This is a genomic window from Janthinobacterium sp. ROICE36 (assembly GCF_002869965.1).
Classification (GTDB): domain Bacteria; phylum Pseudomonadota; class Gammaproteobacteria; order Burkholderiales; family Burkholderiaceae_D; genus Janthinobacterium.
Window position 1 is genome coordinate 18,703 of sequence record NZ_PEBS01000052.1, and the last position, 22,122, is coordinate 40,824.

21 protein-coding genes are annotated in these 22,122 nt (G+C 63.4%); 15 read left to right on the forward strand and 6 right to left on the reverse strand.

Annotated elements, in window-relative coordinates:
• Position 1 precedes the first annotated feature (1 nt).
• The 6 genes from CSZ94_RS19520 to CSZ94_RS19545 form a co-directional block, all read right to left on the reverse strand.
• On the reverse strand, positions 2 to 1,207 hold the full coding sequence (locus CSZ94_RS19520) for a type II secretion system F family protein (protein ID WP_102123045.1): 1,206 nt from the start codon (positions 1,205 to 1,207) through the stop codon (positions 2 to 4).
• Positions 1,207 to 2,910, reverse strand: coding sequence for a GspE/PulE family protein (locus CSZ94_RS19525; protein ID WP_102123046.1), 1,704 nt, complete (start codon positions 2,908 to 2,910; stop codon positions 1,207 to 1,209). The genes CSZ94_RS19520 and CSZ94_RS19525 overlap by 1 nt, the downstream gene beginning before the upstream one ends.
• 7 nt (positions 2,911 to 2,917) lie before the next feature.
• Complete coding sequence (locus tag CSZ94_RS19530; protein ID WP_102123047.1) at positions 2,918 to 4,300, reverse strand: tetratricopeptide repeat protein; 1,383 nt, start codon at positions 4,298 to 4,300, stop codon at positions 2,918 to 2,920.
• Entirely contained in the window at positions 4,297 to 6,267 is a 1,971-nt protein-coding gene (locus tag CSZ94_RS19535; protein WP_102123048.1) for a pilus (MSHA type) biogenesis protein MshL, read from the reverse strand. The genes CSZ94_RS19530 and CSZ94_RS19535 overlap by 4 nt, the downstream gene beginning before the upstream one ends.
• Positions 6,268 to 6,374: 107 nt before the next feature.
• Positions 6,375 to 7,880: an ExeA family protein gene (locus CSZ94_RS19540; protein ID WP_258001098.1), complete on the reverse strand. Its 1,506-nt coding sequence runs from the start codon at positions 7,878 to 7,880 to the stop codon at positions 6,375 to 6,377.
• Positions 7,877 to 8,674, reverse strand: a complete 798-nt coding sequence (locus tag CSZ94_RS19545) for an ABC transporter ATP-binding protein (protein WP_258001099.1) — start codon at positions 8,672 to 8,674, stop codon at positions 7,877 to 7,879. The genes CSZ94_RS19540 and CSZ94_RS19545 overlap by 4 nt, the downstream gene beginning before the upstream one ends.
• Positions 8,675 to 8,813: 139 nt before the next feature.
• Between CSZ94_RS19545 and CSZ94_RS19550 the strand changes: the two genes are divergently transcribed.
• The 15 genes from CSZ94_RS19550 to CSZ94_RS19620 all read left to right on the forward strand — a co-directional run bounded on the left by CSZ94_RS19550 (position 8,814) and on the right by CSZ94_RS19620 (position 21,991).
• Complete coding sequence (locus CSZ94_RS19550; protein WP_102123050.1) at positions 8,814 to 10,517, forward strand: GspE/PulE family protein; 1,704 nt, start codon at positions 8,814 to 8,816, stop codon at positions 10,515 to 10,517.
• Position 10,518: 1 nt separating this feature from the next.
• Positions 10,519 to 11,754 carry a type II secretion system F family protein gene (locus CSZ94_RS19555; RefSeq protein ID WP_102123051.1) on the forward strand — a complete coding sequence of 412 codons (1,236 nt, stop codon included), beginning with the start codon at positions 10,519 to 10,521 and terminating at the stop codon, positions 11,752 to 11,754.
• Complete coding sequence (locus CSZ94_RS19560; RefSeq protein ID WP_102123052.1) at positions 11,754 to 12,260, forward strand: type II secretion system protein; 507 nt, start codon at positions 11,754 to 11,756, stop codon at positions 12,258 to 12,260. Before CSZ94_RS19555 ends, CSZ94_RS19560 begins: the two co-directional genes overlap by 1 nt.
• Positions 12,261 to 12,336: 76 nt before the next feature.
• Positions 12,337 to 12,807 (forward strand): type II secretion system protein, encoded by a 471-nt coding sequence (locus CSZ94_RS29205; protein WP_102123053.1) that lies wholly within the window; start codon positions 12,337 to 12,339, stop codon positions 12,805 to 12,807.
• Positions 12,808 to 12,852: 45 nt separating this feature from the next.
• The gene (locus tag CSZ94_RS19570) at positions 12,853 to 13,491 is read left to right on the forward strand and encodes a pilus assembly FimT family protein (RefSeq protein ID WP_258001100.1); all 639 of its coding nucleotides are present in this window, start codon (positions 12,853 to 12,855) and stop codon (positions 13,489 to 13,491) included.
• A complete protein-coding gene (locus CSZ94_RS19575; RefSeq protein ID WP_102123054.1) occupies positions 13,478 to 14,044 on the forward strand; it encodes a type IV pilus modification PilV family protein in 567 nt (188 codons plus the stop codon). Before CSZ94_RS19570 ends, CSZ94_RS19575 begins: the two co-directional genes overlap by 14 nt.
• Complete coding sequence (locus tag CSZ94_RS19580; RefSeq protein ID WP_102123055.1) at positions 14,041 to 14,970, forward strand: PulJ/GspJ family protein; 930 nt, start codon at positions 14,041 to 14,043, stop codon at positions 14,968 to 14,970. Before CSZ94_RS19575 ends, CSZ94_RS19580 begins: the two co-directional genes overlap by 4 nt.
• A gap of 13 nt (positions 14,971 to 14,983) precedes the next feature.
• Positions 14,984 to 15,418, forward strand: coding sequence for an agglutinin biogenesis protein MshP (locus tag CSZ94_RS19585; RefSeq protein ID WP_102123056.1), 435 nt, complete (start codon positions 14,984 to 14,986; stop codon positions 15,416 to 15,418).
• Positions 15,419 to 15,549: 131 nt separating this feature from the next.
• Positions 15,550 to 16,509, forward strand: coding sequence for an agglutinin biogenesis protein MshI (locus tag CSZ94_RS19590; protein ID WP_102123057.1), 960 nt, complete (start codon positions 15,550 to 15,552; stop codon positions 16,507 to 16,509).
• On the forward strand, positions 16,506 to 17,162 hold the full coding sequence (locus CSZ94_RS19595) for an MSHA biogenesis protein MshA (protein WP_102123058.1): 657 nt from the start codon (positions 16,506 to 16,508) through the stop codon (positions 17,160 to 17,162). The genes CSZ94_RS19590 and CSZ94_RS19595 overlap by 4 nt, the downstream gene beginning before the upstream one ends.
• Entirely contained in the window at positions 17,162 to 17,845 is a 684-nt protein-coding gene (gspM, locus tag CSZ94_RS19600; RefSeq protein WP_102123059.1) for a type II secretion system protein GspM, read from the forward strand. The genes CSZ94_RS19595 and gspM overlap by 1 nt, the downstream gene beginning before the upstream one ends.
• On the forward strand, positions 17,842 to 18,216 hold the full coding sequence (locus CSZ94_RS19605) for an MSHA biogenesis protein MshK (protein WP_258001101.1): 375 nt from the start codon (positions 17,842 to 17,844) through the stop codon (positions 18,214 to 18,216). Before gspM ends, CSZ94_RS19605 begins: the two co-directional genes overlap by 4 nt.
• Before the next feature lie 38 nt (positions 18,217 to 18,254).
• Positions 18,255 to 20,033 (forward strand): pilus (MSHA type) biogenesis protein MshL, encoded by a 1,779-nt coding sequence (mshL, locus tag CSZ94_RS19610; RefSeq protein WP_102123067.1) that lies wholly within the window; start codon positions 18,255 to 18,257, stop codon positions 20,031 to 20,033.
• On the forward strand, positions 20,034 to 20,930 hold the full coding sequence (locus tag CSZ94_RS19615) for an ExeA family protein (RefSeq protein ID WP_102123061.1): 897 nt from the start codon (positions 20,034 to 20,036) through the stop codon (positions 20,928 to 20,930). It abuts the gene before it with no gap.
• Positions 20,931 to 20,947: 17 nt separating this feature from the next.
• Complete coding sequence (locus tag CSZ94_RS19620) at positions 20,948 to 21,991, forward strand: tetratricopeptide repeat protein (protein ID WP_102123062.1); 1,044 nt, start codon at positions 20,948 to 20,950, stop codon at positions 21,989 to 21,991.
• Positions 21,992 to 22,122: the final 131 nt, after the last annotated feature.

Below are 22,122 nucleotides of genomic sequence, written 5' to 3' on the forward strand. Positions count from 1 at the left end.
CTCAGGTTTTGAGTGTGCTGATGGTATCGTAAATCGGTCCCAGCACTGACAGCATGATCCAGCCCAGCAGCAGGCCCAGGATGACCGTCATGGCCGGTTCGATCATGGCCTGCACTTTTTCGATCAATTCCTTCACTTCGCGGTTGTAAAAGTAACTGACATTGCGCAAGGCGGTGTCCAGCGAACCCGTCGCCTCGCCCACCTTCAGCATGCGGATCACCAGCGGCGGAAAGATGCCCGTGTGCTGGAATGCGGCAGTGACGCCGTAACCCTCGCTGATCAGCTGGGCGGCGCGGCGCAGGCCGGCCGCCACCACCTGGTTGCCGGCAATGCCTTCGGACAGGCGGATGCATTCCAGTATCGTGATGCCGGAAGCATACATCAGGGCGAAAAACGTGGCGAAGCGGGCCAGGATGATCTTGTGCAGCACGGGGCCGACCAGCCACAGCCGCAGTTTCAAACCATCCCAGGCATAACGGGCGGCCTCGCTGCGGCGCACGAGCGCGCGCAGGCCGAAAAACAGCAGCACTGGCAAGGCCAGCAGCAGATACCAGTAAGCGATGAAAACATTCGACACGGCTATCAAAACGCGCGTATGCAGCGGCAGCTCGCCGCCCATGTTGCGTATGAAGGCCGTCAGCTGGGGCACGAGATAAATCATCAGGAAAAACGTCACGGCCGCCACCACCACGGCCACGATGACGGGGTACATGACGATCTTGCGCGTCTGCGAGGCCAGTTCGTCCTGCCACTTCAAGCTTTCCGACAGGTTCTTGAATACCTCGGCGATCCTGCCGCTCTGTTCTCCCGCCAGGATCAGGCTGGTAAACGTGGCGTCGAAGATGTCGCCATGCTGGGCCAGCGCACCTGACAGGGGCAGGCCGCCCTCGATGCTTTCAATGAGATCCGTGACGACTTCGCGCAGGCGCGGGTGATCCGTGCTTTCGCGCAAGTCATTCAAGCCTTCCAGGATGGGCACGCCTGCGCCCGTCAATTGTTCCATGTGGAAACAGAAATTGATGAGGTCGCGGCGGTGGATGATGCGCTTGCCCAGCAGTACCAGATACTGGCCCGTGATCTTGCAATCGATCAAATCGAGCTGCATGCGGTGCAAGCGCGCTTCCAGGTCCGGCACATTGGCCGCCTCCATGCTGCCGGGAATCAAGCCGCCGGCCGCATCCATGGCGCGGTAGACATATTGCGCCATCAGGCCAGCCTTTCCGTCAGGTCGACCACGCGGCCCACTTCTTCCAGGGTCGTCAGGCCTTCCATGACGCGGCGCATGCCGTCGTCGACGAGACCTTTGAAGCCAGCCGCGCGCGCCGCGTTCTTCAATTCGCGGCTGCTGGCGCGGCGCGCCGTCAATTCATCGAGTTCGGCCGTCATCTTGAGGATTTCCATGATGGCCAGCCGGCCCTTGTAGCCCTGGTGCGCGCAGCGCTCGCAGCCGATGGCGCGGCAGATGGATACGGGTGCATCGTCCTTTGCCAGGCCCAGCAGACGGCGCTCGACGTCGTCGGCGATGACCGTTTCCTTGCAATGCGGACATAAACGGCGCACCAGGCGCTGCGCCACGATGCCGATGATGTTGCCGGCCATGATGTCGGGCAGGATGCCGATGTCGAGCAGGCGCGACACGGAACCGATGGCCGAGCTCGTATGCAGGGTGGAATACACCTGGTGGCCCGTCATGGCGGCGGCAAACGCCATTTCCGCCGTTTCGCGGTCGCGGATCTCGCCCACCAGGATGATGTCCGGGTCTTGCCGCATCATCGAGCGGATGCCGTCGGCAAAGCCCAGCTTGACCGATTCGTTGACGGAGGTCTGGCGTATCATGTTCATCGGATACTCGACCGGGTCCTCCAGCGTCATGATGTTGACGCTTTCCGTATTGATATGGTTGAGTATTGAATACAGGGTGGTGGTCTTGCCGCTGCCCGTCGGGCCCGTCACGAGGATCACGCCGTCGGGACGCGCGATCATCAATTTGAGCAAGTTCAATTCCGCCTCGGCCAGGCCCAGGGCGTCCAGCGGGACGATGCCTTTTTGCCGGTCCAGCACGCGCAGCACGACGTTTTCGCCATGCGTGGTGGGCTGCGCCGAGGCGCGGAAGTCGATTTGCCGCCCGGAAAACTTGATGCTGATGCGTCCATCCTGCGGCGCACGCGCCTCGGCGATATTCATGTGCGACATCACTTTCAGGCGCACCGCCATGGCGGGCCAGTACGATTTGTGCAGGCTGCGGATTTGCCGCAGGATGCCGTCGATGCGGTAGCGGATGCGCAGGAACGACTGTTCCGGTTCGAAATGGATGTCCGAGGCACCATTCTGCACGGCATCGGCCAGCAGCGCATCGATCAGGCGCACCATGGGCTGGCTGTATTCGTCCGACGGCGAAGCCATGCTTTGATAGCTGACTTCGCCCGTTTCGATTTCGTGCAGGATGCCGTCGATCGACAGCTCGAAGCCATAGTACTGGTCGATGGCGCGCGAAATGTCCGATTCGTTGACCAGCACGGTGGAAATCGTGATGCCCTTGACCAGCATGGCGCTGATCTGGTCGAGCGCCACGATGTTGCTGGTGTCGGCCATGGCCAGTATCAAATTGTCCGCTTGCCGCTCGTAGACGATGGGAAACACGCGGTAGCGCTTGGCCACGTCCTTCGGGATCAGTTTCAAGGCGATGGCGTCGACCACCAGGCTAGCCAGGTCCGCACTGACCTGTTTCAGGTTTTCGCTGAGCGCCTCGCGCACGGTTGCTTCCGTGACGAAGCCCAAGGTGATGAGCAGCTTGCCCAGCGGTTCGCTGCTGCGCCGCTGCTCGATCAGGGCGATGCGCAGCTGGTCCTCGCTGATCACGCCTTTCTGGATCAGCACTTTGCCCAGAGGAAGTTTTGCCTGTTCTGCCATGTAGTGCTTATTCCTGACGGGGTGTGATGATGGCCGGGTCGGCCAGTTCGCGCAAGCGCGTTTGCACCACAGCCTGGTCGAAGGCGGCGGGCGTGGTTTGCGCCAGGGTCAATGCGCGCTGGTAATACGTGGCGGCCAGCCTGGGCTGGTTCAGCCGGTCCAGGCCCACGGCCAGGTTGAAGGCATAATCGGGATTGCCGGGCGCGGCGCCGTAGGCGCGGAAAAATTGCTGCTGCGCTTCGTTCCAGCGGCGTTGCTTGGCATACACATTGCCTAGTGCAAACAGCACGGGGGCGCTGTCGGGGCTGCGGGCCAGGATGGCTTTCAGCTTGGCTTCACTGAGCACCACGTCGCCCTGGCGCAGGCCGATCAGCCCGGCCAGCGCCTCGCCATCGTCGGGATTGATTTCCAGCAAACGCACGTACAAGGCTGCCGCCTGCGCCCCCTGGTGCTCGCGCAGGGTCACGGCCGCCAGGCCCAGCAGCGCGTCGCGGTTGTTCGCATCTTGCCGCAACACCGCTTCATATTGTTGGCGAGCAAGGCCCAGCTGGCCGCCTTTGAATGCCTGGTAAGCTTGTTGCACGCCGGGGTCGATTTGCGGCGCGGCAACGCTGCGTTGTACCTGGATCTGGCTATTCTCGGGCGCGGCCACGGGCGGCAGGCTGGCGGGCGCGGGCGGCGCCATGTGCGCCAGCTGCGCCGCCACGGCGGCCTGGGCCGCCGCCTGTATCATGGCTTGCTGCTCTGCGGCGTCGGCTTGCTGGCGCGGCGCCTGCGCTAATTCCGGCGGCAAGGCTTGCGGCAGAGGCTGTTCAGGGGCCGTGGCCGCGCCTGGCATCACCACGATGGGCCCGGCAACCCCGAGCGTGCCGGGAGCATCCGTCAAAGGCATGGGCACGCCGGGCAGCTTGGCGCCCGCGCCGGGGCTGGTGCTGGCGCGCCAGTACCAATACGCCATGGAACCGGCCACCAGCAGCAGAATCGCCAGCAGGACGGCCAGGCGCACGGTGGCCGGGTCGACGCTGATCGGGCCTGCGGGGCCTTTCGGCGGCGTATTGCTGCGGCTGGCGCGTGGCCGGGCGGGTGGCGGTTCGGGGCGCGCGCGCGGCGGCTCGGGAGGTGGGCCTGGCTGCTGGTTTGGCGGTGAGCCCGGTTGGGCGCTCCTGGGCGTCGGCTGCGGCGCGGCTGCGTCCGGCAGCGGTTCCAGGCTCAAGGTGGTGGCCGGCTGCACGGGCGGCGCGGCAGCCGTGGGACGCAGCGGCAGGGCATCGGCCGGTGCCAGTTCCAGCACCTGGTCGTAGGCCTCGGACGGCTTTTCCAGTTCCTCGTCGGAAAGGCTGTTCTGTTTGGCTCGCTCGGCCTTCTTGAGCGCCTGCATCAGCAAGCTCATGGGAAGTCTCCCTGCAGGCGTGCCTGCGGCTGGGCGGCGGTCGCTGGCGGGCCATCCGTGTACGGCTGGCTGTTGAGCGGCGCCTGGCCGGGCAGCAGGTAGCGATAATCACGATAATCGCCGTTGACGCTGGCATCCTTGACCACCACAGGACGCAAGAAGATCACCAGTTCCGTCTTGCTGCTTGCTTCATTGCGATAGGTAAATAGATTGCCCACCAACGGCAGGCTGGACAGGCCCGGCACGCCATCCCTGGCGTTGTCGATGGAGTCCTGCATCAGGCCGCCCATCACGGCGATCTGGCCATTGCTGACTTTCATGATCGATTCCAGCTCGCGCGCCTGGATCACGGGCACGCGGCTTTGCACGCTGGCCGAGGTCAGGGCCGGATTCGGGTCTTGCACGTAGCCGACGATGCGCGTGATGGTGGGCCGCACGTTCAGGGTGACTTCATCGCTGTCGGAAATCTGCGGCGTGACGCTCATGACGAAGCCGACCGGCACCGTTTCCAGTTTTGACTCATAGGTGGCTGGCGTGGTGATGGTGCCCGTCGAGCTGATCACGGCGGGCGTCACCTTGATGGTAAAGAAGACATTGTTGTCGACCACCTTCAGCATGGCCGTTTGATTGTTGAGCACGCTGATCTTCGGGCTGGACAGCACTTTCACCTTGCCGAATGATTCGAGCAGCTGGATGGTGGTCCTGAAACTGTCCTTCAGATAATCGAGCACGAAGATGCCAGGCGTGATGCCTGGCGTGACGCCGCTGCTGAGCGCAGGAGTGCCGACTTGCTTCTGCGTCAGGCTCAGGCTGCCCGTCAGGCGCGACCAGTTGATGCCTTGCTGGTATTCATTGCTCAGGCGTACCTCGATGATGGTCGCCTCGATCAGCACTTGCCGCTTGGCGCTATGCAATACCGCGTCGAGGAATTCGGCGATTTTCTCGTGCTGGCGCCCCGTGGCCCGCACGGCGATCAGGCCGCCTTCCACGTTGACGACCACGGACGAGGGGCTGCCCTTGTTGGCCAGCTTCAGCAGCGGCATGCCGTTCGCGTCCAGCGCTTGGCCAGGATTCGCGTTCTGGCCAGTGCCTTGCTGGCCAGGCGCATTTTGACCGCTGTTCGGATTGCCATTCGCGCTGCCATACTGCATCGGCGGCTGGGCGCCGTACTGGCCAGTGGCGCCGGCGGCAGGGAAGTTGCCAGCCTGGTTCTGCTGCTGTCCCTGCTGGCCTTGCTGGCCGGGCATGTTTGTCAACTGCTGGTTCAGCTGCGCCAGTGGGTCCACCAGCACGTCGTTGAGCGTGCTCTCGCGCAGCAGGTCGCGGATATTCTTTTCCAGGCTGTACCAGAAATTATTTTCCGAACGATTCACTACCAGGGTGGTCGAATTGTTATTGCCACTGCCGCCGCTGCCCTGCGTACTGCCGACCGGATTGCTGGCGTTGTTCGACCCGCCGCCCGCCGTGGAGATTTGCGTGGCGATATTCACGCTGCTGTTGGTGCTGCGTGCCATGTTGACGTAATCGACCTTGTAATTGCGCCAGACGGGCGCGTCGGGTAGCACCGTCAGGTTCTTGCCATCGATTTCGTAGCGCATGTCGACTTGCCTGCCGATGCGCGCCAGCAGTTGCGGCAGGGTCTGGTTCAGCGCATTCAGGGTGACGCTACCCTCGATCTGCGGGTGGATGTCGATATTCATGCCTGCATCGCGCGCCAGCGCAAACAGCAGCGATTGCACGGGCACCTTGTGCACGGTGACGCTGTAGGTTTCCACTTTGGGCGCGGCCAGGGGCGCGGCCAGCGCGCTGCTTTGCTGCACCGGTTCGGGAATGACGCCGGCAGGGCGGGGCGGGGCATTGATGTGGCCAGGCGACAGCGGCGTTTGATGCGCGGCGCAGCCGGCCAGCATGGCGCTGCAGGCCAGGGCGACCCAGGAGGCCAGCACAGGAATAGGGTGTTGAATCATGAAAAGTTCGCCCTTGGAGTCGTGTTGTGCTTTTGCAATTTTAACCAGCATGATCGCCTAAAAGCAATCGGCTGTGCAGGATTGGGAGGCAATATGCAGAAATAAAGTCAGGGAGCCCTACGCCCTGCTTGTACCGGGGGGGTGGCTTTCATTTCCATGCGGATACTCTCCATGTTGCTCAGCAATATATTCTGCGGCGACACGGGGGCTATCCTGGCCCAAACGGCTTCGGCGCTGGCCCGGTCGGCAAAGCTGCCGTAGACGATGGTCAGGCGCGCGGCGGCGCTGGCGGGCGCCGGCGGTGGTGTCGCCTGCTGCCTGCCGGACGGCTTGCCTGGCGACGCACCGGCTGGCGTACTTGCTGGGGCTGTACCAGGCAGGCGAAAGACATGGATATCGCGCAGGCCGACAACTTGCTGCGCCTGCTGCAAAAAGGTTTCTGCCGCAGCTGTCTCGCTGGCAGGCAGGCTGGCGATCTGCAGCACCAGTTGCTGCGGCCCTTGTTGTGCCAGCCAGTCGCGCGATTCGGCCAGCTTGCTGTCGAGCAGCGTTGACGGCGCTGCGGCCCGGGCCTCGGCCTGCGCGATAGTGCTGGGTGGGTGGCTGGAGGGCGGCGCCATCCCCACCGCTGTCTGGCTTTGGCTGCTTGCCAGCCATTGCCACAGCAGCGCAGCGGCCAGCAGCAGCATCAGTGCGCTCAAGGCACCCGCCAGCAGTTTGCCCGCGTGCCATGGCGCGCGGTAAAAAGGGCTGTCGGCTATGGCCAGGTGCATATGGCGCGCGCTCACTTGCTGCGCATCATCCGCAAATGCTGCCAGCAAGGCTTTGTCGGCCAGGATGTTAATCCTGCGCACGATGCCGTGCGCGGCACGCGCCAGCAGGCGCAGCGCGTTCGGGGTAAAAACGAGGGGCGCCGTGCGGCCGGCAGCGGCCAGGCGGCACGCCAGATAATCGTTCAACAAGGCCTGCGGCAGGCACGGCACGGTAACACTGTGGGTGATGCGTTCCTTTAGCTGGCGGAACTGGGGCAAGTCCAGCGTCTGCTGCAATTCCGGCTGGCCAAACAGGACGATTTGCAGTAGCTTGTGGCTGGATGTTTCCAAATTTGTCAGCAGGCGCAGCGCTTCCAGCGTGGCACCCGGCATGGCTTGCGCCTCTTCTGCCAGCAACACCACCTGGCGCCCGGCCGCATGCCGGGCGATCAGCTCGCCGTGCAGGGCGCGCAGCACGGCATCGGCGCGGCAGCCGTCCAGTTCCAGGCCCAGTTCGGCGGCGATGGCGTGCAAGACTTCGTCCGGTTCCAGGTGGGGATTGAGCAGGTACACCACGTCGACATGGGACGGCAGGCGTTCGGCCAGCATGCGGCACAGCATGGTCTTGCCGCTGCCCACTTCGCCCGTCAGCTTGATGATGCCTTCGCCTTGCGTGACGGCATATAGCAGCGCGGCCAGCAGCTCGCCCCGTGTATTGCCGGAATAGAAGAAGGCCGGGTCCGGCGTGATGCCGAACGGTGCCGTGCGCAAGCCGAAATGGCGCAGATACATGCCGTGCGGGGACGGTGCGTAAGGCCGCTCGGACGGCGCCTGAAGCGTGGCGTGCGTGTCGGCGTTCATGCCGCGATGCAATTAAGGAAGGCTTGCTCCAGGCTGGCGCCTGCCACACCGCCATGGCGCGCGCGGCATTCGGCGGGTGTGCCCGCAAACACGATGCGGCCCCCATGCAGGATGGCCATGCGGTCGCACAATTCTTCCACGTCGGCCAGCGCATGCGAAGTGAGCAGGGCGCCGCGGCCCTGCGCGCGCGCTTGCTGCAGCACTTGCTTGAACTGCGCGCGCGCCTTCGGGTCGAGTCCGCTCATCGGCTCGTCCAGCACCAGTTGCGGCTTGCCAGACAGCAAGCAGGCGGCCAGCCCCAGTTTCTGCATCATGCCTTTCGAATAGTCGCGCGCGGGGCGCCGCAAGGCGTGCGGCGCCAGGTCCAGCGCGTCCAGGGCTTGCCGCAGCGCTTGCGCATCGGGACGCACATGGTGCAGGCGCGACAGGTAGCGCAGGAAGTCGTCGCCCGTCAGGTAGTAGGGCGCCTGGAAACGTTCCGGCAGAAAGGACAAGGGCTGGCGCGCCGCGCCGTGCCGGTGCGGCTGGCCGAAAATGGCAATGTCGCCCCGCTCGGGCGTGCAAAAGTCCAGCAGGCATTTCAGCAGGCTGGTCTTGCCCGCGCCATTCACGCCGACCAGGCCGAACAGTTCCCCCGCGCGTACTTGCAGGTCGACGCCGCGCAGCACGGCGCTGCCCGCCAGTTGCAGATGCACGTTGTGAAACTCGATGGCGCAGTCGTTCATAGGGGCAAGGGTCGGCAGGCAAGAGGGCGTACGACCGCCATTATTGCCATGGGCGAGGGCGGGCGGCAAGTGTTTCCTTCTAGCGTGCGCAAATGCGCGAAAATCAAGCCGCGTAATGTATTTTCTTTAAGAAACAACAGGTTCTGGAATAAAATACCTGCGCGCGCCGCTGGCGTGCATCGTCTGAAGAATTTGTCGAGGAGCAAGCATGGCAAGGCCAGAGAAAGTCCGGCTCGGTGAAATTTTGGTGCAGCAGGAGTTGCTGACGGAACAACAGTTGGGCCAGGCATTGACGGAACAGAAGCGTTCGGGGCGCAAGCTGGGCCGCGTTTTTGTCGAGCACGGCTTTGTCACGGAAGAGCAAATTTCGGGTGCGCTGGCACGCCAGCTCGACATTCCCTACATCAATCTGAAGTTTTTCAACATCAATCCCGAACTGGTGCGGTTGCTGCCGGAAACCCAGGCGCGGCGCTTTCGCGCGCTGGTGATGGAAGACCGGCGCGAGGGTTTGCTGGTCGGCATGTCCGATCCGACGGACCTGTTCGCCTACGATGAAATTTCGCGCCTGGTCAAGCGCCACATCGAATTGGCCGTGGTCAACGAAACGGAAGTGCTGCAGGCGATCGACCGCATCTACCGCCGCACGGAAGATATTTCCACCCTGACACGCGAGCTGGAGCAGGACCTGGGCGATGTGTCCGTCGACTTCGGCGCCCTGGCCGCCAATCCGGGCCTGGAAGAAGCGCCCATCGTCAAGCTGCTGCAATCGGTGTTCGAGGACGCCACGCAAGTGCGCGCCTCGGACATCCACATCGAACCGCAGGAAGGGCGGCTGCAAATCCGCTTCCGCATCGACGGCGTGCTGCACCTGCAGACGGAAGCGGACAGCAAGATCGCCAGTTCGCTGGCGCTGCGCCTGAAGCTGATGTCGGACCTCGATATTTCCGAAAAACGCTTGCCGCAGGATGGCCGCTTCGCCATCCGCGTGAAAAACCAGCGCATCGACGTGCGTATCTCCACCATGCCGACGCAATACGGCGAATCGGTGGTGATGCGGCTCTTGAACCAGGGCGGCACGACCCTGCGCCTGGACGCCATCGGCATGCCGCCTGCGCTGGTGGCGCAGTTCCGCGCCATCGTGAACCGTCCGAACGGCCTGGTGCTGGTGACGGGGCCGACCGGTAGCGGCAAGACGACGACCTTGTACTGCGCCTTGTCCGAGCTCAATTCCGTGGAAAAAAAGCTCATCACTGTGGAAGACCCTGTCGAATATCGCTTGCCCGGCATTAACCAGGTGCAAGTGAACGACAAGATCGAGCTCAATTTTGCCCGCGTGCTGCGCTCGGCCCTGCGGCAAGATCCCGATATCGTGCTCGTCGGCGAGATGCGCGACCAGGAAACGGCGCAGATCGGCTTGCGCGCCGCCATGACGGGTCACTTGGTGCTGTCGACCCTGCACACCAACGACGCCATCAGCACGCCGCTGCGCCTGATGGACATGGGCGTGCCCCGTTACATGGTGGGCAGCTCGCTGCAAGCCGTGCTGGCGCAGCGCCTGGTGCGCGTGATTTGCGAAAGCTGCAGCACGCCGTACCAGCCCACGCCCAACGAATACGAATGGCTGCGCCTGGAACTGGGCGAGCTGGTCGAGCGCAACCAGTATTTCCACGGCAAGGGCTGCTCGCATTGCAATGGCATGGGTTACCGGGGCCGCACGGGCGTGTACGAATTGCTGGAAATCACGCGCGCCGTGGCCGACGCCGCCAACCATGCCGATCCTTCCCACTTCATGAAGGTGGCGATGGCGCAGATGGCGGGCGAAACCTTGCGCCGCCACGCCGTGCAACTGGTAGTCCAGGGCCGCACGACGGTGATGGAAGCGATGCGCATCAGCAACCAGAGCGAGGATTGAGGTGCCATTTTTTGCTTACAAGGCGCGCAGTGCCGGCGGCGAGCTGCTGACCGGCGTGATGGAAGGGGCCGACAGCGGCGCCGTGGCTGATCAATTGATGGCGGGCGGCAGTACGCCCGTCGATATCAGCGCCACCAAACAGACGGTGACGGGCGCCGGCACCAGCAAGCTGAGCTGGTGGGACAAGCTGACCGAGAAAAAAGTCACGCCCATGGATGTGCAACTGTTCAGCCGCCAGCTGTACACCCTGCTGAAAGCGGGCGTGCCCATCATGCGCGGCCTGGCCGGCTTGCAGGAATCTGCCATCAGTCCCGCGTTCGGGCGCATCATCAAGGATGTGCGCGAGTCGCTCGATGCGGGGCGCGAACTGTCGGCCGCCATGGCGCGCCATCCCACGATCTTCACGCCGTTTTATCTGTCGATGGTGCGCGTGGGCGAAATGACGGGGCGCCTCGACGAAGTGTTTTTGCGCCTGTTCGACCACCTGGAATTCGACCGCGACATGCGCGCGCGCGTGAAAACGGCGACGCGCTACCCGACCTTCGTCGTCTTCGCCATGCTCGCCGCCATGGTGGTGGTGAATATCTTCGTCATCCCCCAGTTCGAGAAGGTGTTCGCGAGTTTTCATGCGGAACTGCCGCTGATGACGCGCATCCTGATCGGCACCTCGCGCTTTACGGTGGCTTACTGGCCCATTTTGCTGCTGCTGGGCGCGGGCGGCTTCTTCGGCTGGCGCGCCTGGCTGCGCACGAAAGAAGGGTTATACAAGTGGGACCGCGCCAAGCTGGGCCTGCCGATCGCCGGCAAGATCATCCTGAAGGGCACGATGGCCCGCTTTGCGCGCAGCTTTGCCCTGTCGAGCACGAGTGGCGTGCCCATCGTGCAGGCGCTGACGGTGGTGTCGCAAACGGTCGATAACACTTACCTGAGCACGCGCGTGGAGCAGATGCGCGACGGCGTCGAGCGGGGCGAAAGCATCTTGCGCACCTCGGTGGCGGCCGGCGTGTTTACGCCGGTGGTGCTGCAGATGATCGCCGTGGGCGAGGAATCCGGTTCCCTCGACGACCTGATGGACGAGATCGCCGACATGTACGAGCGCGAAGTCGATTATGAGCTGAAAACCCTGTCGGCGCAGATCGAACCGATTTTGATCGTCTTTCTCGGCGCCATGGTGCTGGTGCTGGCGCTGGGCATCTTCCTGCCGATCTGGGACCTGGGCCGGGCGGCCCTGCACTGATGGCACTGCCTGCCCGCCAGCGCGGTTTCAGCCTGTTCGAGCTGGCGGTCGTGGCGAGCGTGTTCGCCATCCTGATGGCAGTGTTCTTGAACAGGGTCAGCTATTACCAGCAGCAGGCGCAGCAGGTGGCCGTGGCGCAGATGCTCGGTGTCTTGCGCACCAGCTTGCGGGTGCAGGTGTTGCACCTTTACCTGGCGGACCGGCGCGACAAGCTGCCGCTGCTGGCGCGGCAAAACCCGTTCGACTGGCTGGAGGATAAGCCGGCCAATTACCTGGGCGAGTTTGCGCAGCCGGACCTTGCAAAATTACCTACAGGGAATTGGTTATACGACAAAAAAGAACAAAGAATCATCTATTTGTTTAGCAAAGGCAATATTTTTCCCAATTCAGGGTTTGAGGCAGCGAAATTTAAGGTAATCTTGCCAGGTGCAAACGCCGATCTTGACAAGCTCGCCCGGGAACCCGATATCGTGGTGTGGAAATCGTCGGACCCGGTAGCAAAGTGAGGCGTTTCCTGGTCCGCTGCAGCGACAGTTTCATGGTGTTGGTTTGGAAGTTTTTATTTGATTTTGGAGAGCAGGTATGAATAAGTCTTTACGTAGTATGAAAAGCGGCGCCCAGGCGGGTTTTACCCTGATTGAACTGATCGTCGTCATCGTGATCCTCGGCATCCTGGCAGCGACGGCGATTCCTAAATTCATCGACATGTCGACCGATGCGCGCGTGGCCAAGATGCATGCGGCCGCTGGCGCTATCAAGGCCGGAGCGGCCCTGTACCATGCGCAGTGGCTGGTCAATGCGGACCCGACCAAGACTGTAACGATGGAAGGAAACGCGGTTACCGGAGCAAATGGTTATCCTACGGCGGATGCCGCCGGGATTGGAATCGCCGCAGGCATTGCCAAGCCGGACTATGTGATATCTACGACCGGTTTTGTCGTGACCCCTGATGCAGTGGCATCGCGTTCGGGATGCTCTGTTACCTACACCGCCGCTACAGGTACTGCCCCTGCAAATACTGTCGATCTGGCATCATCTACCACGTGTAACTAATCTTTGAGCACTCTGCAAGGAACGCCCGGCCACATCCGGCCTTCCTTGCGCACCACCAGCCCAACCCCAGGCGTCAGCCCGTTGGGCTTTTTTACGGGCCATCCATTGCAGCAGCCACCGACCGTCTTTTCGCATCGCCCTGCAGGCCCGCCAGGCTCCCTGCGGCGCACGGCTGCGCGCGGTTTCACCCTGATCGAGCTGGTGGCGGTGATGGTGATCGCGGGCCTGCTGGCCACCTTTGCCGTCAACCGATTTTTCCAGCGCGATACGTTTGACGCGCGTACTGCCAGCGATCAGGTGGCCAGTATCGTGCGCTATGGGCAAAAACTGGCGGTGGCGCAAAATCGTGCCGTGTTTGTGCACATCGATGCCAACAGCGTGGCCCTTTGCTTTACCTCCGCCTGCGATACAGCTGCCAGCCGCAGCGTGCCGCCTGCCGGCAGCAACAGCGGCAGCAAGGAAACCCTGGCCGCCTGCGGCGGATGGCGCAACTGGCTGTGCGAGGGATGGCCCTCGTCCGTCAAGCTGTCGGGTGGCGCCAGCGGTTTTTACTTTGACCCGCTGGGGCGTCCATATTACGCGGCGTATGGCGATTTTTCCACGCTACTGGTGCTGGCCGTCACGGGCGGCGGGCAGCAATACCAGATCAAGGTATCACCGGAGACCGGCTATGTGTACCGCTAGCCGCCATGCCGCCAGGCGCGCCCAGGCTGGCGTGACCCTGATCGAACTGGCGCTCTTCATCGTCATCGTGGGCGTGGCGGTGGTGGGCATCCTTGGCGTGATGAGCTTGACGACGCGCAACAGCGTCGATCCGCAGCTGCGCAAGCAGGCGCTGGCCATTGCCGAAGGCATGCTGGACGAAATCGAGGGTGCGCGCTTCACGTATTGCGCAGTAGACGACCCGGCAGCCGAGACGGCCACTGGCGAGGCCGCTTGCGCCACCGGGGAAGCGTTTGGCATACAGGGAGGCGCCACGCAGCGGCCGTACGATAATGTGAATGATTACGTGGCCAAGGATGGCAGCGCCATAAGTTACACCACGGATGTGGCCGGCAATCCGTTTTCAGCGCTTGCCAACCAATATGCGGCGACGGTGAGCATGAATGCCGTTGTGCTCAACAACATCGCGGCACCCAATGTGCTGCATATCCGCGTCAGCGTTGCATATGGCGACAATCAGCAGGTCGTGCTTGACGGCTACCGCACGCGCTACGCGCCGAACAGCATCCCATGACGACTTACTTTCCCCGGTGCCGTGCGCGCGGCTTTACCCTGGTGGAGATGATCATCGTGATCGTCATTACCGGCATCATCGGCGGCATGGTGGCCATGTTCATCCGCCTGCCCGTGCAAGGGTATGTCGATGCGAATGCCCGCGCCGACCTGGCCGACATGGCCGATACGGCCGTGCGGCGCATCGCGCGCGACGTGCGCCTTGCGCTGCCGAATAGCGTGCGCGTCAGCACGGATGGGAAATACCTGGAACTGCTGCTGACGAAATCCGGCGGCCGCTATCTGTCCGAGGACGACGCGCCAGGCCTGGGGCCCGTGCTGGCTTTCAATCCCGTCGGTCCTGCTGCGGACGCCAATCAATTCACCGTCGTGGGGAACGCGCCGGCGATCACCGCTGGCGACTATATCGCCGTCTACAATATGGGCGAAAACTTGCCGGATGCCTACGGCTGCGCCGTCAACGCCAGCGTCTGCAATCTGGCGCAGGTCGCTTCTGTCAGCGCCACGGTGGTGACCCTGAAGAGCAATCCCTTCCTCGCGCAGTCGCCGCAGAAATTTCCTTCGCCCTCGCACCGTTTTCAGGTGGTGACGACGCCTGTCAGCTATGTTTGCGATCCGCAGGCCGGCACCCTGACGCGTTATTCCGGCTACACCATCCAGGCGGCGCAGCCGCTCGATGCGGCGGCAGCGCCCTTGGCAACTGCCCCTGTGCGTGCTTTGCTGGCGCAAAAAATCCTGAAAAACACGCTCGATCGGACTGGCGTCCCGGCTGGCGAAAAGACGGCTCCCGAAGGCTGCTTTACTTATGCGTTGCTGAAAAATGTGCCGCGCGGCTTGCTCGGCATCGTGCTGAGCCTTGGCGCGGAAAACAGCAATACGGGAACGCTGCGTCTGGCGCAGCAGGTACAGGTCACTAACACACCATGACACCATGAGCGCCATGAGCATATTTCCCTCGCGCCGCATGCGCGGTTTCAGCCTGGTCACGGCGATCTTCCTGCTGGTGGTGCTGGCGGGACTGGGTGCCGCGATGGTGCATGTGTTTACCCTGCAGCAGGTCGAGTCGGCACTGGACGTGCAGGGCGTGCGCGCCGAGCAAGCCGCGCGCGCCGGCATCGAGTGGGGCGTATACCGGCAATTGATCGATGGAAAGTGCGATTCCTCTACCTCGTTTGCCTTGCCGGCTGGCACATCGTTGTCCTCTTTTTCCGTCAGCGTGCAATGCAGCACGGCGACCGGACCAGGCACCCTGACCAGCCAGACCATCACGGCTACCGCTTGCAACCAGCCGGCCTCTGTCGAGCCGCGCTGTCCGAACGCGGGCAATAACGCCGATTACGTCCAGCGCCGCCTGCAAGCCGTGCTGTCGCAGTAAGGTCAACTGCGTGCAAAAAAGATCGCTAATTTATTGTTTTTACAGAATAAAATTGGTTTCATGAATTAAAATTGACTGGATGCATTATCTGCGCGACAAGCTCGGGCAGGCACTTACACTGGATAGTTCGCATGGGTTTATTCGCAAGAGCAAAGAAGTACGACGGCTGGCTGGCCACGGCGTTTGGCCGCGAAGGCGTCTGCGCTGTCGTTGTCGAGCGTCCCGCCGATGGCATGCCGCGCGTGCTGGGCGCCAGCTACCAGGCGGCTGCGCGGCCGGCACCGGCCGAAGTGCTGGAAAAACTGGGCAAGGATCAACAAGCGACAGCGCGCCACTGCACCACCGTGCTGGCCGGCGGCGAATACCAGCTGCTGTCGCTGGAAGCGCCAGCCGTGCCGCGCGAGGAACTCAAGACGGCCGTGGGCTGGCGCTTGAAGGACATGCTGGACTTCCCCCTGGCCGAAGCCACCATCGACGTGTTCGACATCCCCGGCGACCCGAACGGCACCCAGCGCGGCAGCAGCGTGTTTGCCGTCGCCGCGCGCAACAGCGCCGTGTCGCGCCGCCAGGCGCTGTACGCCGAATGCAAGATCGGCCTGTCCGTGATCGATATCCCGGAAATGGCGCAGCGCAATATCGCCACCTTGCTGGAAACGCCGGGACGCGGCATCGCCGTGCTGTTTTTCGATGGCGATGGCGGCTTGCTGACCATGAGTTTCAATGGCGAGCTGTACCAGGCACGCCGCATCGACGTGAGCTTGACGCAATTGCAGTCGCCCGACGCCAGCCAGTACTACGACCGCGTTACCCTGGAATTGCAGCGCTCGTTCGATCATTTCGACCGCCAGTTCCATTTCATTTCGCTGGCCCGTCTGATGCTGATGACGGGCGCCAGCGAGGGCTTGCACGCCTATCTTGCCGACAATCTCTACATGCCGGTCGAGCAACTGGACCTGGCCACGGTGCTGGACTTTTCGCAGGCCGCCGAACTGCGCGACCCGGCCATGCAGGCGCGCTACTTCCTGGCCATCGGCGCGGCCTTGCGCGAGCTTGGCCCGGGCCCGGGCAAGCACGAAGGGAAGGGCGCATGAGCCAGCAGATCAATCTGTTCAATCCCCAGTTTGAACTAAAAAAACACCATATGTCGGCGCGCACGGCCGGGCTGGCCCTGGGCGGCCTGGCGCTGGTCCTGCTGGCGCTTGGCGTGCTGGCCCAGCGTGCAATGGCCGGCCTGGAACAGCGCGAAGCGGGCGTCAAGGCGGCGCTGGCGCAAGGCGAGGCAAAGCGCGACCAGACCTTGCGCGATTTTCCGCCACGCAAGAAAGATCCGGCCCTGGCGCAGGAACTGGCAGCCGTCGAGGGGCAGCGCCAGTTGCTGCAGGATGCGTCAAACGTGCTGGAAAGCGGCAAGCTGGGCAATACCCTCGGCTATGCCGGCTACTTCCGCGCGTTGGCGCAAGCCAGGGTCGAGGGCGTATGGCTGACGGGCGTGGACATCGCCGGCGCCGGCAATGACTTCGGCTTGCAGGGCCGCGCCTTGCAAGCGTCGTTGCTGCCCGCTTATATCACGCGCCTGGGCCAGCAGGAAGTACTGAAAGGCAAGGCCTTTGCCAGCCTCGACATTGGCCAGCCCGAGCCGCCGGCCGTGGCCGAGGCGACCAGCTTGCCCTATGTGGCATTCAGCCTGCAGTCGGCCGACCGCGCCGCCCAGCCGCCAAAATCTGTTGCCGGAGGAACACGCTGATGCTGCCCTTGCTGAAAAAATGGGCCACCGCCTTCGACGCCCTCAGCCTGCGCGAGCGGCTGATGGTGTTTGGCGCCGGGGCGGCAGCGATCCTGTTCGTGTTTTATTTCATGAGCTTCAATCCCTTGCTGGCGAAACGCGCTGCGCTGGAAGCGAGCATTGCGCAAAAGCAAAGCCTCTTGAACGCCACCAACCAGGAAATCGTGCTGACCATGCTCGCCCATGCCACCGATCCCGACCAGGAAGAGCGCACGCGCCTGCTGGCCTTGCAGGCGGAAACTGCGGCCCTGGCGCAGGCGCTGCGCGAAAAGCAGCATGGCCTGGTGGCGCCCGAGCGCATGCTCACCTTGCTTGAACATTTGCTGCGCCGACATGCGGGACTGCGCGTGGTATCGCTGAAAACCTTGCCCGCCAGCGCCGTGGGCGTGCGCCAGGCCGATAGCGGGAACGGCGATGCGGCAGCCAAGGCACCGGCCCCGGCACCTCTGCTGCACCAGCATGGCGTGGAAGTGGTGCTGCAAGGCAGTTATGCCGACCTGGTGCAATACATGCAGGCGCTGCAAGCGATGCCGACGCGCGTCTTCTGGGGCGCCGCCCACCTCGAATCTGCCAGCTACCCTGGCGCCACCCTGACCCTGACCTTACATACCCTCAGCATGGACGATACATGGATCGCACTGTGACAAAAGTGAGCACCAGCCGCGTGCTGCCGGCGCTGGGTTTGGCGCTGGGTTTAGCGCTGAGCCTGGCATGGCCGGGCGCGCAGGCGCAGGCGCTCGATGATCCGACCCGTCCGCCGGCAGCCCTGTGGGCGCCCGCCAACGCCGCGCCCGTTGTGGCGGCCCGGCCGCAGCTGCAATCAGTGCTCATTTCCACCCGGCCGGGCGGACGCCGGCTGGCCGTCATCGATGGCCAGGTGGTCAGGGTCGGCAGCAAGGTGGGCAATGCCGTGGTGATGGAAATCCATGACACGACCGTGCTGCTGCGGCGTGGAAAATCACTGGAAACCTTCAAGCTGTATCCCAGCAGCAAGACCGACCGCAAGCAGGAGTAGAAGAAGTGGCCAAGCAACTCAATCAACACAAGGCGAGCATGTTCAAGATCAGTACGATGGCGGCTGTTATCAGCGTCAGCCTGGGCCTGGGCGGCTGCAATGTCGCGCCCGTCAAGCGCGACACCTACAATGCGATCAGCGATGCCGTCAAGGGCGCGGCAGCCACCACGACGCCAGCGGCCCAGTCCGACGCCGTGGACGCGGCGCTGCTGCCACCCGTGGCGGCCCTGGCCCAGCAACTGCCGAAGGCCCGCGCCGCGCTCGACGAGCGCTTCAACGTGGCCTTCAACAATGTGCCGGCGCGCCAGTTCTTCACCTCCATCGTGGCCGGCACGCGCTACAACATGCTGGTCCACCCTGACATCGGCGGCACGATTTCCGCCAATCTGAAGGATGTGACCCTGTTCCAGGCGCTCGACGCCGTGCGCGAACTGTACGGCTACGATTACAAGGTCGAGGGAACGCAGATATATATCAAGCCCCTGACCATGCAGACGCGCTTGTTCCACGTGAATTACCTGACCGGTGCGCGCCGGGGCAGTTCCAACCTGCGCGTCTCGTCGACGTCGGTCGGTTCGGTGGGCGCGACCAATTCTGGCGGCTCTGGCAATAGCGGCAATGGCAATCAGGGCAACAATAACGAGCAGACACAGCAAACAAATGGCGGCCAGGGCGGCCGTACCCTGGATAGCAGCAACTTGACGACCTCGTCCACGGCGGATTTCTGGCCGGAACTGAGAGCGGCGCTGGAAGCCATCGTCGGCAGTACCGAAGGGGGACGGCAAGTGGTGCTCAGCCCGCAGTCGGGGGTGATCGTCATCCGCGCCATGCCGGAAGAGTTGCGCAATGTCGACATGTATTTGAAGGCCACGCAGCTGTCCGTCGACCGCCAGGTGATCCTGGAAGCGAAGATCCTTGAAGTCGAGCTCAACAACAACACGCAGACGGGCATCAACTGGGCTTCGTTCGCCTCCATCAAGAGCGGCCACACGAACCGCATCTCGACCGGCTTCATCCAGCCGGGCGGCAGCCTGGCGCCACTGCCATTCAATGGCGGCCAGCCGCCCAACATGACGAATGGCAGCGGCTTGACGGCCAGCAGCGGCTTCGGCCTCAGTTCGGCGGCAAATGCGGCCGGCTCCATGTTCGGCCTGGCTTTCCAGACGACCAATTTTGCCGCCATGATTTCCTTCCTGGAATCGCAGGGCTCCGTGCACGTACTGTCGAGTCCGCGTATTGCCACCATGAACAACCAGAAGGCCGTGCTGAAGATAGGCACGGACGAGTTTTACGTGACGGGCGTGTCGACCACCACGAATACGACGGCTAGCGGCGCGACGACCAGCCCCAACGTGACCTTGCAACCGTTCTTTTCCGGCGTGGTGCTGGACGTGACGCCGCAGATCGATGCAGACGGCAACATCATCCTGCACGTGCACCCGTCCGTCAGCCAGGTGTCGACCATCAGCAAGGAAATCGACCTGGGCAGTGCCGGTTCGCTGAAATTGCCGCTGGCCGCTTCCAGCACCTCGGAAATGGACAGCATGGTGCGCAGCCAGGATGGCCGCATCGTCGCCATCGGCGGCCTGATGCGCCAGGCCACCACCGCCGACCGTTCGCAAGTGCCGGGCGCGGGCGACATTCCCGTGCTGGGTGCACTGTTCCGCAATACGGGGCAGGTGATCCAGAAGCGCGAACTGGTGGTGCTGATCAAGCCGACCATCGTCGATGGCGCCAATAGCTGGAACGAGGACTTGCTCGATTCGGGCAAGCGCATCGAGGCGCTCGACCCGCGCCGTCCATCGGAGCGGCGCTAAATGTACCAGGCCCATTTCGGCTTGCGCGAGGCGCCGTTCGGCCTCACGCCCGATACCAGTTTCTTCTTCAACGGCCCGCAGTCGCAAAATGCGCTCAACACCTTGCTGGTGGCGGCGCGCAATGGCGAGGGCTTCATCAAGATCACTGGCGAAGTGGGCACCGGCAAGACTTTTCTTTGCCGCAAGTTCATGCAATCGCTGGGGCCGGACTTCGTCACGGCCTACATCCCGAATCCGAATCTGCCGCCCCGTTCGCTGATCCTGGCGTTGGCGGACGACCTTGACGTGCTGCTGGAGAAGGATGCTGACCAGCATCAGCTACTCAAGTCGCTCAACTTGCGCTTGCTCAACCTGGCGGCGCAGGGCAAGCGCGTGCTGCTGTGCCTGGATGAAGCACAGGCGATTCCCGTCGACAGCCTGGAAGCGCTGCGCCTGCTGACGAACCTGGAAACGGAAAAGCGCAAGCTGTTGCAAATCGTGCTGTTCGGTCAGCCCGAACTGGACGTCAAGCTGGCCCTGCCGGAAATCCGCCAACTGGCGCAGCGCATCACTTTTCACTACCACCTGGGACCCTTGTCGCGCGATGATGTGGATTTCTATGTGGCGCACCGCCTGCGCGTGGCCGGTTTCGATGGCGCGCGCCTGTTCAGTCGTGGCGGCGTGGGCAAGCTGTACAAGGCTTCCGGCGGTATCCCGCGCCTGATCAACATCATGGCGCACAAGGCGCTGATGGTGGCGTATGGTGAAGGGCGACAGCAGGTCAGCGGGCGCCACGTGGCGCTGGCCGCCAGCGATACCCTGGCCAGCAAGCCGCGCTTTTTGCGATGGCCGTGGCTGGCCGGCGCCGGCGTGCTGGCTGCCGCCTGCGCCGTGAGCTGGATCTTATTGAACCGATGACGAAGATGAGCCTGTAGATGAGCCTGATTAACAAGATGTTGCAAGACCTCGATGCGCGCGGCACTCCCGATGGACGCGGCGACGCGGCCGGTATCCGCTGCGTGCCAGAACGCGAGCGGGGCGTCGCGCGTGCACTGCTCTTCGGTGGCGCGGCCGGCATGCTGGCCGTTGCCATCGCCTTGGGCTGGGTGTACTGGAAGCGCCCGCCCGTGCTGGTCAGCGTGGCCAGTGCGCCGGCTTTGGCCGCAACCCCGGCCCCTGCGCCTGTTGTGGCAGCCGCGCCAGTGATGCCCGCTGCGGCGGCCCCCGAGCCCGTGTTCCAGACCGAGGAAGCCGCCCCCGCGCCCGCCAGGGCTTGGCCCGCCGAATTGCGCCGCATCACGGAAAAACCGGCCAGGCTTGCCGCCGTACCCGTCGTGAAGACGGCCGCGCCCGCCGCCAGTGAGCGCATCCTTGACGGAAAACAAGTTACTGCGCAGCAGCGTGTGGAGAATGAATACCGGCGCGCGCTGGCCCAGTTGCAGGATGGCCGCGTCTCCGACGCCATGCTGGCCTTGCAGCAGACCCTGCAGCTGGACCCGCGCCACCAGGGCGCGCGCGAAACCCTGGTGCGCCTGTTGCTCGAAGCGCAGCGCCCCGACGAGGCGGCACGCCAGTTGCAGCTGAGCCTGGCGCTGGACCCGAAACAGCCGGCGCAGGCGATGATGCTGGCCCGTTTGCAGCTGGACAAGACGAATGGCGGCACGGCCGCCCTCGATACGCTCTTGCGCAGCCTGCCGTACGCCAGCGACAACGGCGAATACCATGCCTTCCTGGCGGGCGTGTTGCAACGCGAGCAGCGCTATCGCGAAGCGTCGCAATATTATCAGTCGGCCCTGCAGACGGCGCCCGACAACAGCGTCTGGTGGATGGGCCTGGGGATAGCCTTGCAAGCCGACAACCACCCGGCCCAGGCGCGTCAGGCCTTCGAACGGGCCAAGGGCTTGCAAACCCTGTCGCCCCAGCTGCAGGCGTTTGTCGAGCGCAAGCTGGTGCAGCTGACGGCGGCGACGGCGAAGTAATTTTGTAACTGTTCAGCCGGGGGCTGGCTGAATCGGGTTTCCAGCGAAGGCGCGTTGCAAGACGGCGAGCATGCCATGGCCTTGTTTCCGTAGCGTGTCGAGGCAGGAGCGAATAACGCAGAAGTTTTGCG

Coding starts and splice junctions, on each gene's coding strand:
- CSZ94_RS19520 (WP_102123045.1), bottom strand. CDS start 1,207: ATGGCGCAATATGTCTACCGCGCCATGGATGCGGCCGGCGGCTTGATT.
- CSZ94_RS19525 (WP_102123046.1), bottom strand. CDS start 2,910: ATGGCAGAACAGGCAAAACTTCCTCTGGGCAAAGTGCTGATCCAGAAA.
- CSZ94_RS19530 (WP_102123047.1), bottom strand. CDS start 4,300: ATGAGCTTGCTGATGCAGGCGCTCAAGAAGGCCGAGCGAGCCAAACAG.
- CSZ94_RS19535 (WP_102123048.1), bottom strand. CDS start 6,267: ATGATTCAACACCCTATTCCTGTGCTGGCCTCCTGGGTCGCCCTGGCC.
- CSZ94_RS19540 (WP_258001098.1), bottom strand. CDS start 7,880: ATGAACGCCGACACGCACGCCACGCTTCAGGCGCCGTCCGAGCGGCCT.
- CSZ94_RS19550 (WP_102123050.1), top strand. CDS start 8,814: ATGGCAAGGCCAGAGAAAGTCCGGCTCGGTGAAATTTTGGTGCAGCAG.
- CSZ94_RS19560 (WP_102123052.1), top strand. CDS start 11,754: ATGGCACTGCCTGCCCGCCAGCGCGGTTTCAGCCTGTTCGAGCTGGCG.
- CSZ94_RS29205 (WP_102123053.1), top strand. CDS start 12,337: ATGAATAAGTCTTTACGTAGTATGAAAAGCGGCGCCCAGGCGGGTTTT.
- CSZ94_RS19575 (WP_102123054.1), top strand. CDS start 13,478: ATGTGTACCGCTAGCCGCCATGCCGCCAGGCGCGCCCAGGCTGGCGTG.
- CSZ94_RS19580 (WP_102123055.1), top strand. CDS start 14,041: ATGACGACTTACTTTCCCCGGTGCCGTGCGCGCGGCTTTACCCTGGTG.
- CSZ94_RS19585 (WP_102123056.1), top strand. CDS start 14,984: ATGAGCATATTTCCCTCGCGCCGCATGCGCGGTTTCAGCCTGGTCACG.
- CSZ94_RS19590 (WP_102123057.1), top strand. CDS start 15,550: ATGGGTTTATTCGCAAGAGCAAAGAAGTACGACGGCTGGCTGGCCACG.
- CSZ94_RS19595 (WP_102123058.1), top strand. CDS start 16,506: ATGAGCCAGCAGATCAATCTGTTCAATCCCCAGTTTGAACTAAAAAAA.
- gspM (WP_102123059.1), top strand. CDS start 17,162: ATGCTGCCCTTGCTGAAAAAATGGGCCACCGCCTTCGACGCCCTCAGC.
- mshL (WP_102123067.1), top strand. CDS start 18,255: ATGTTCAAGATCAGTACGATGGCGGCTGTTATCAGCGTCAGCCTGGGC.
- CSZ94_RS19615 (WP_102123061.1), top strand. CDS start 20,034: ATGTACCAGGCCCATTTCGGCTTGCGCGAGGCGCCGTTCGGCCTCACG.
- CSZ94_RS19620 (WP_102123062.1), top strand. CDS start 20,948: ATGAGCCTGATTAACAAGATGTTGCAAGACCTCGATGCGCGCGGCACT.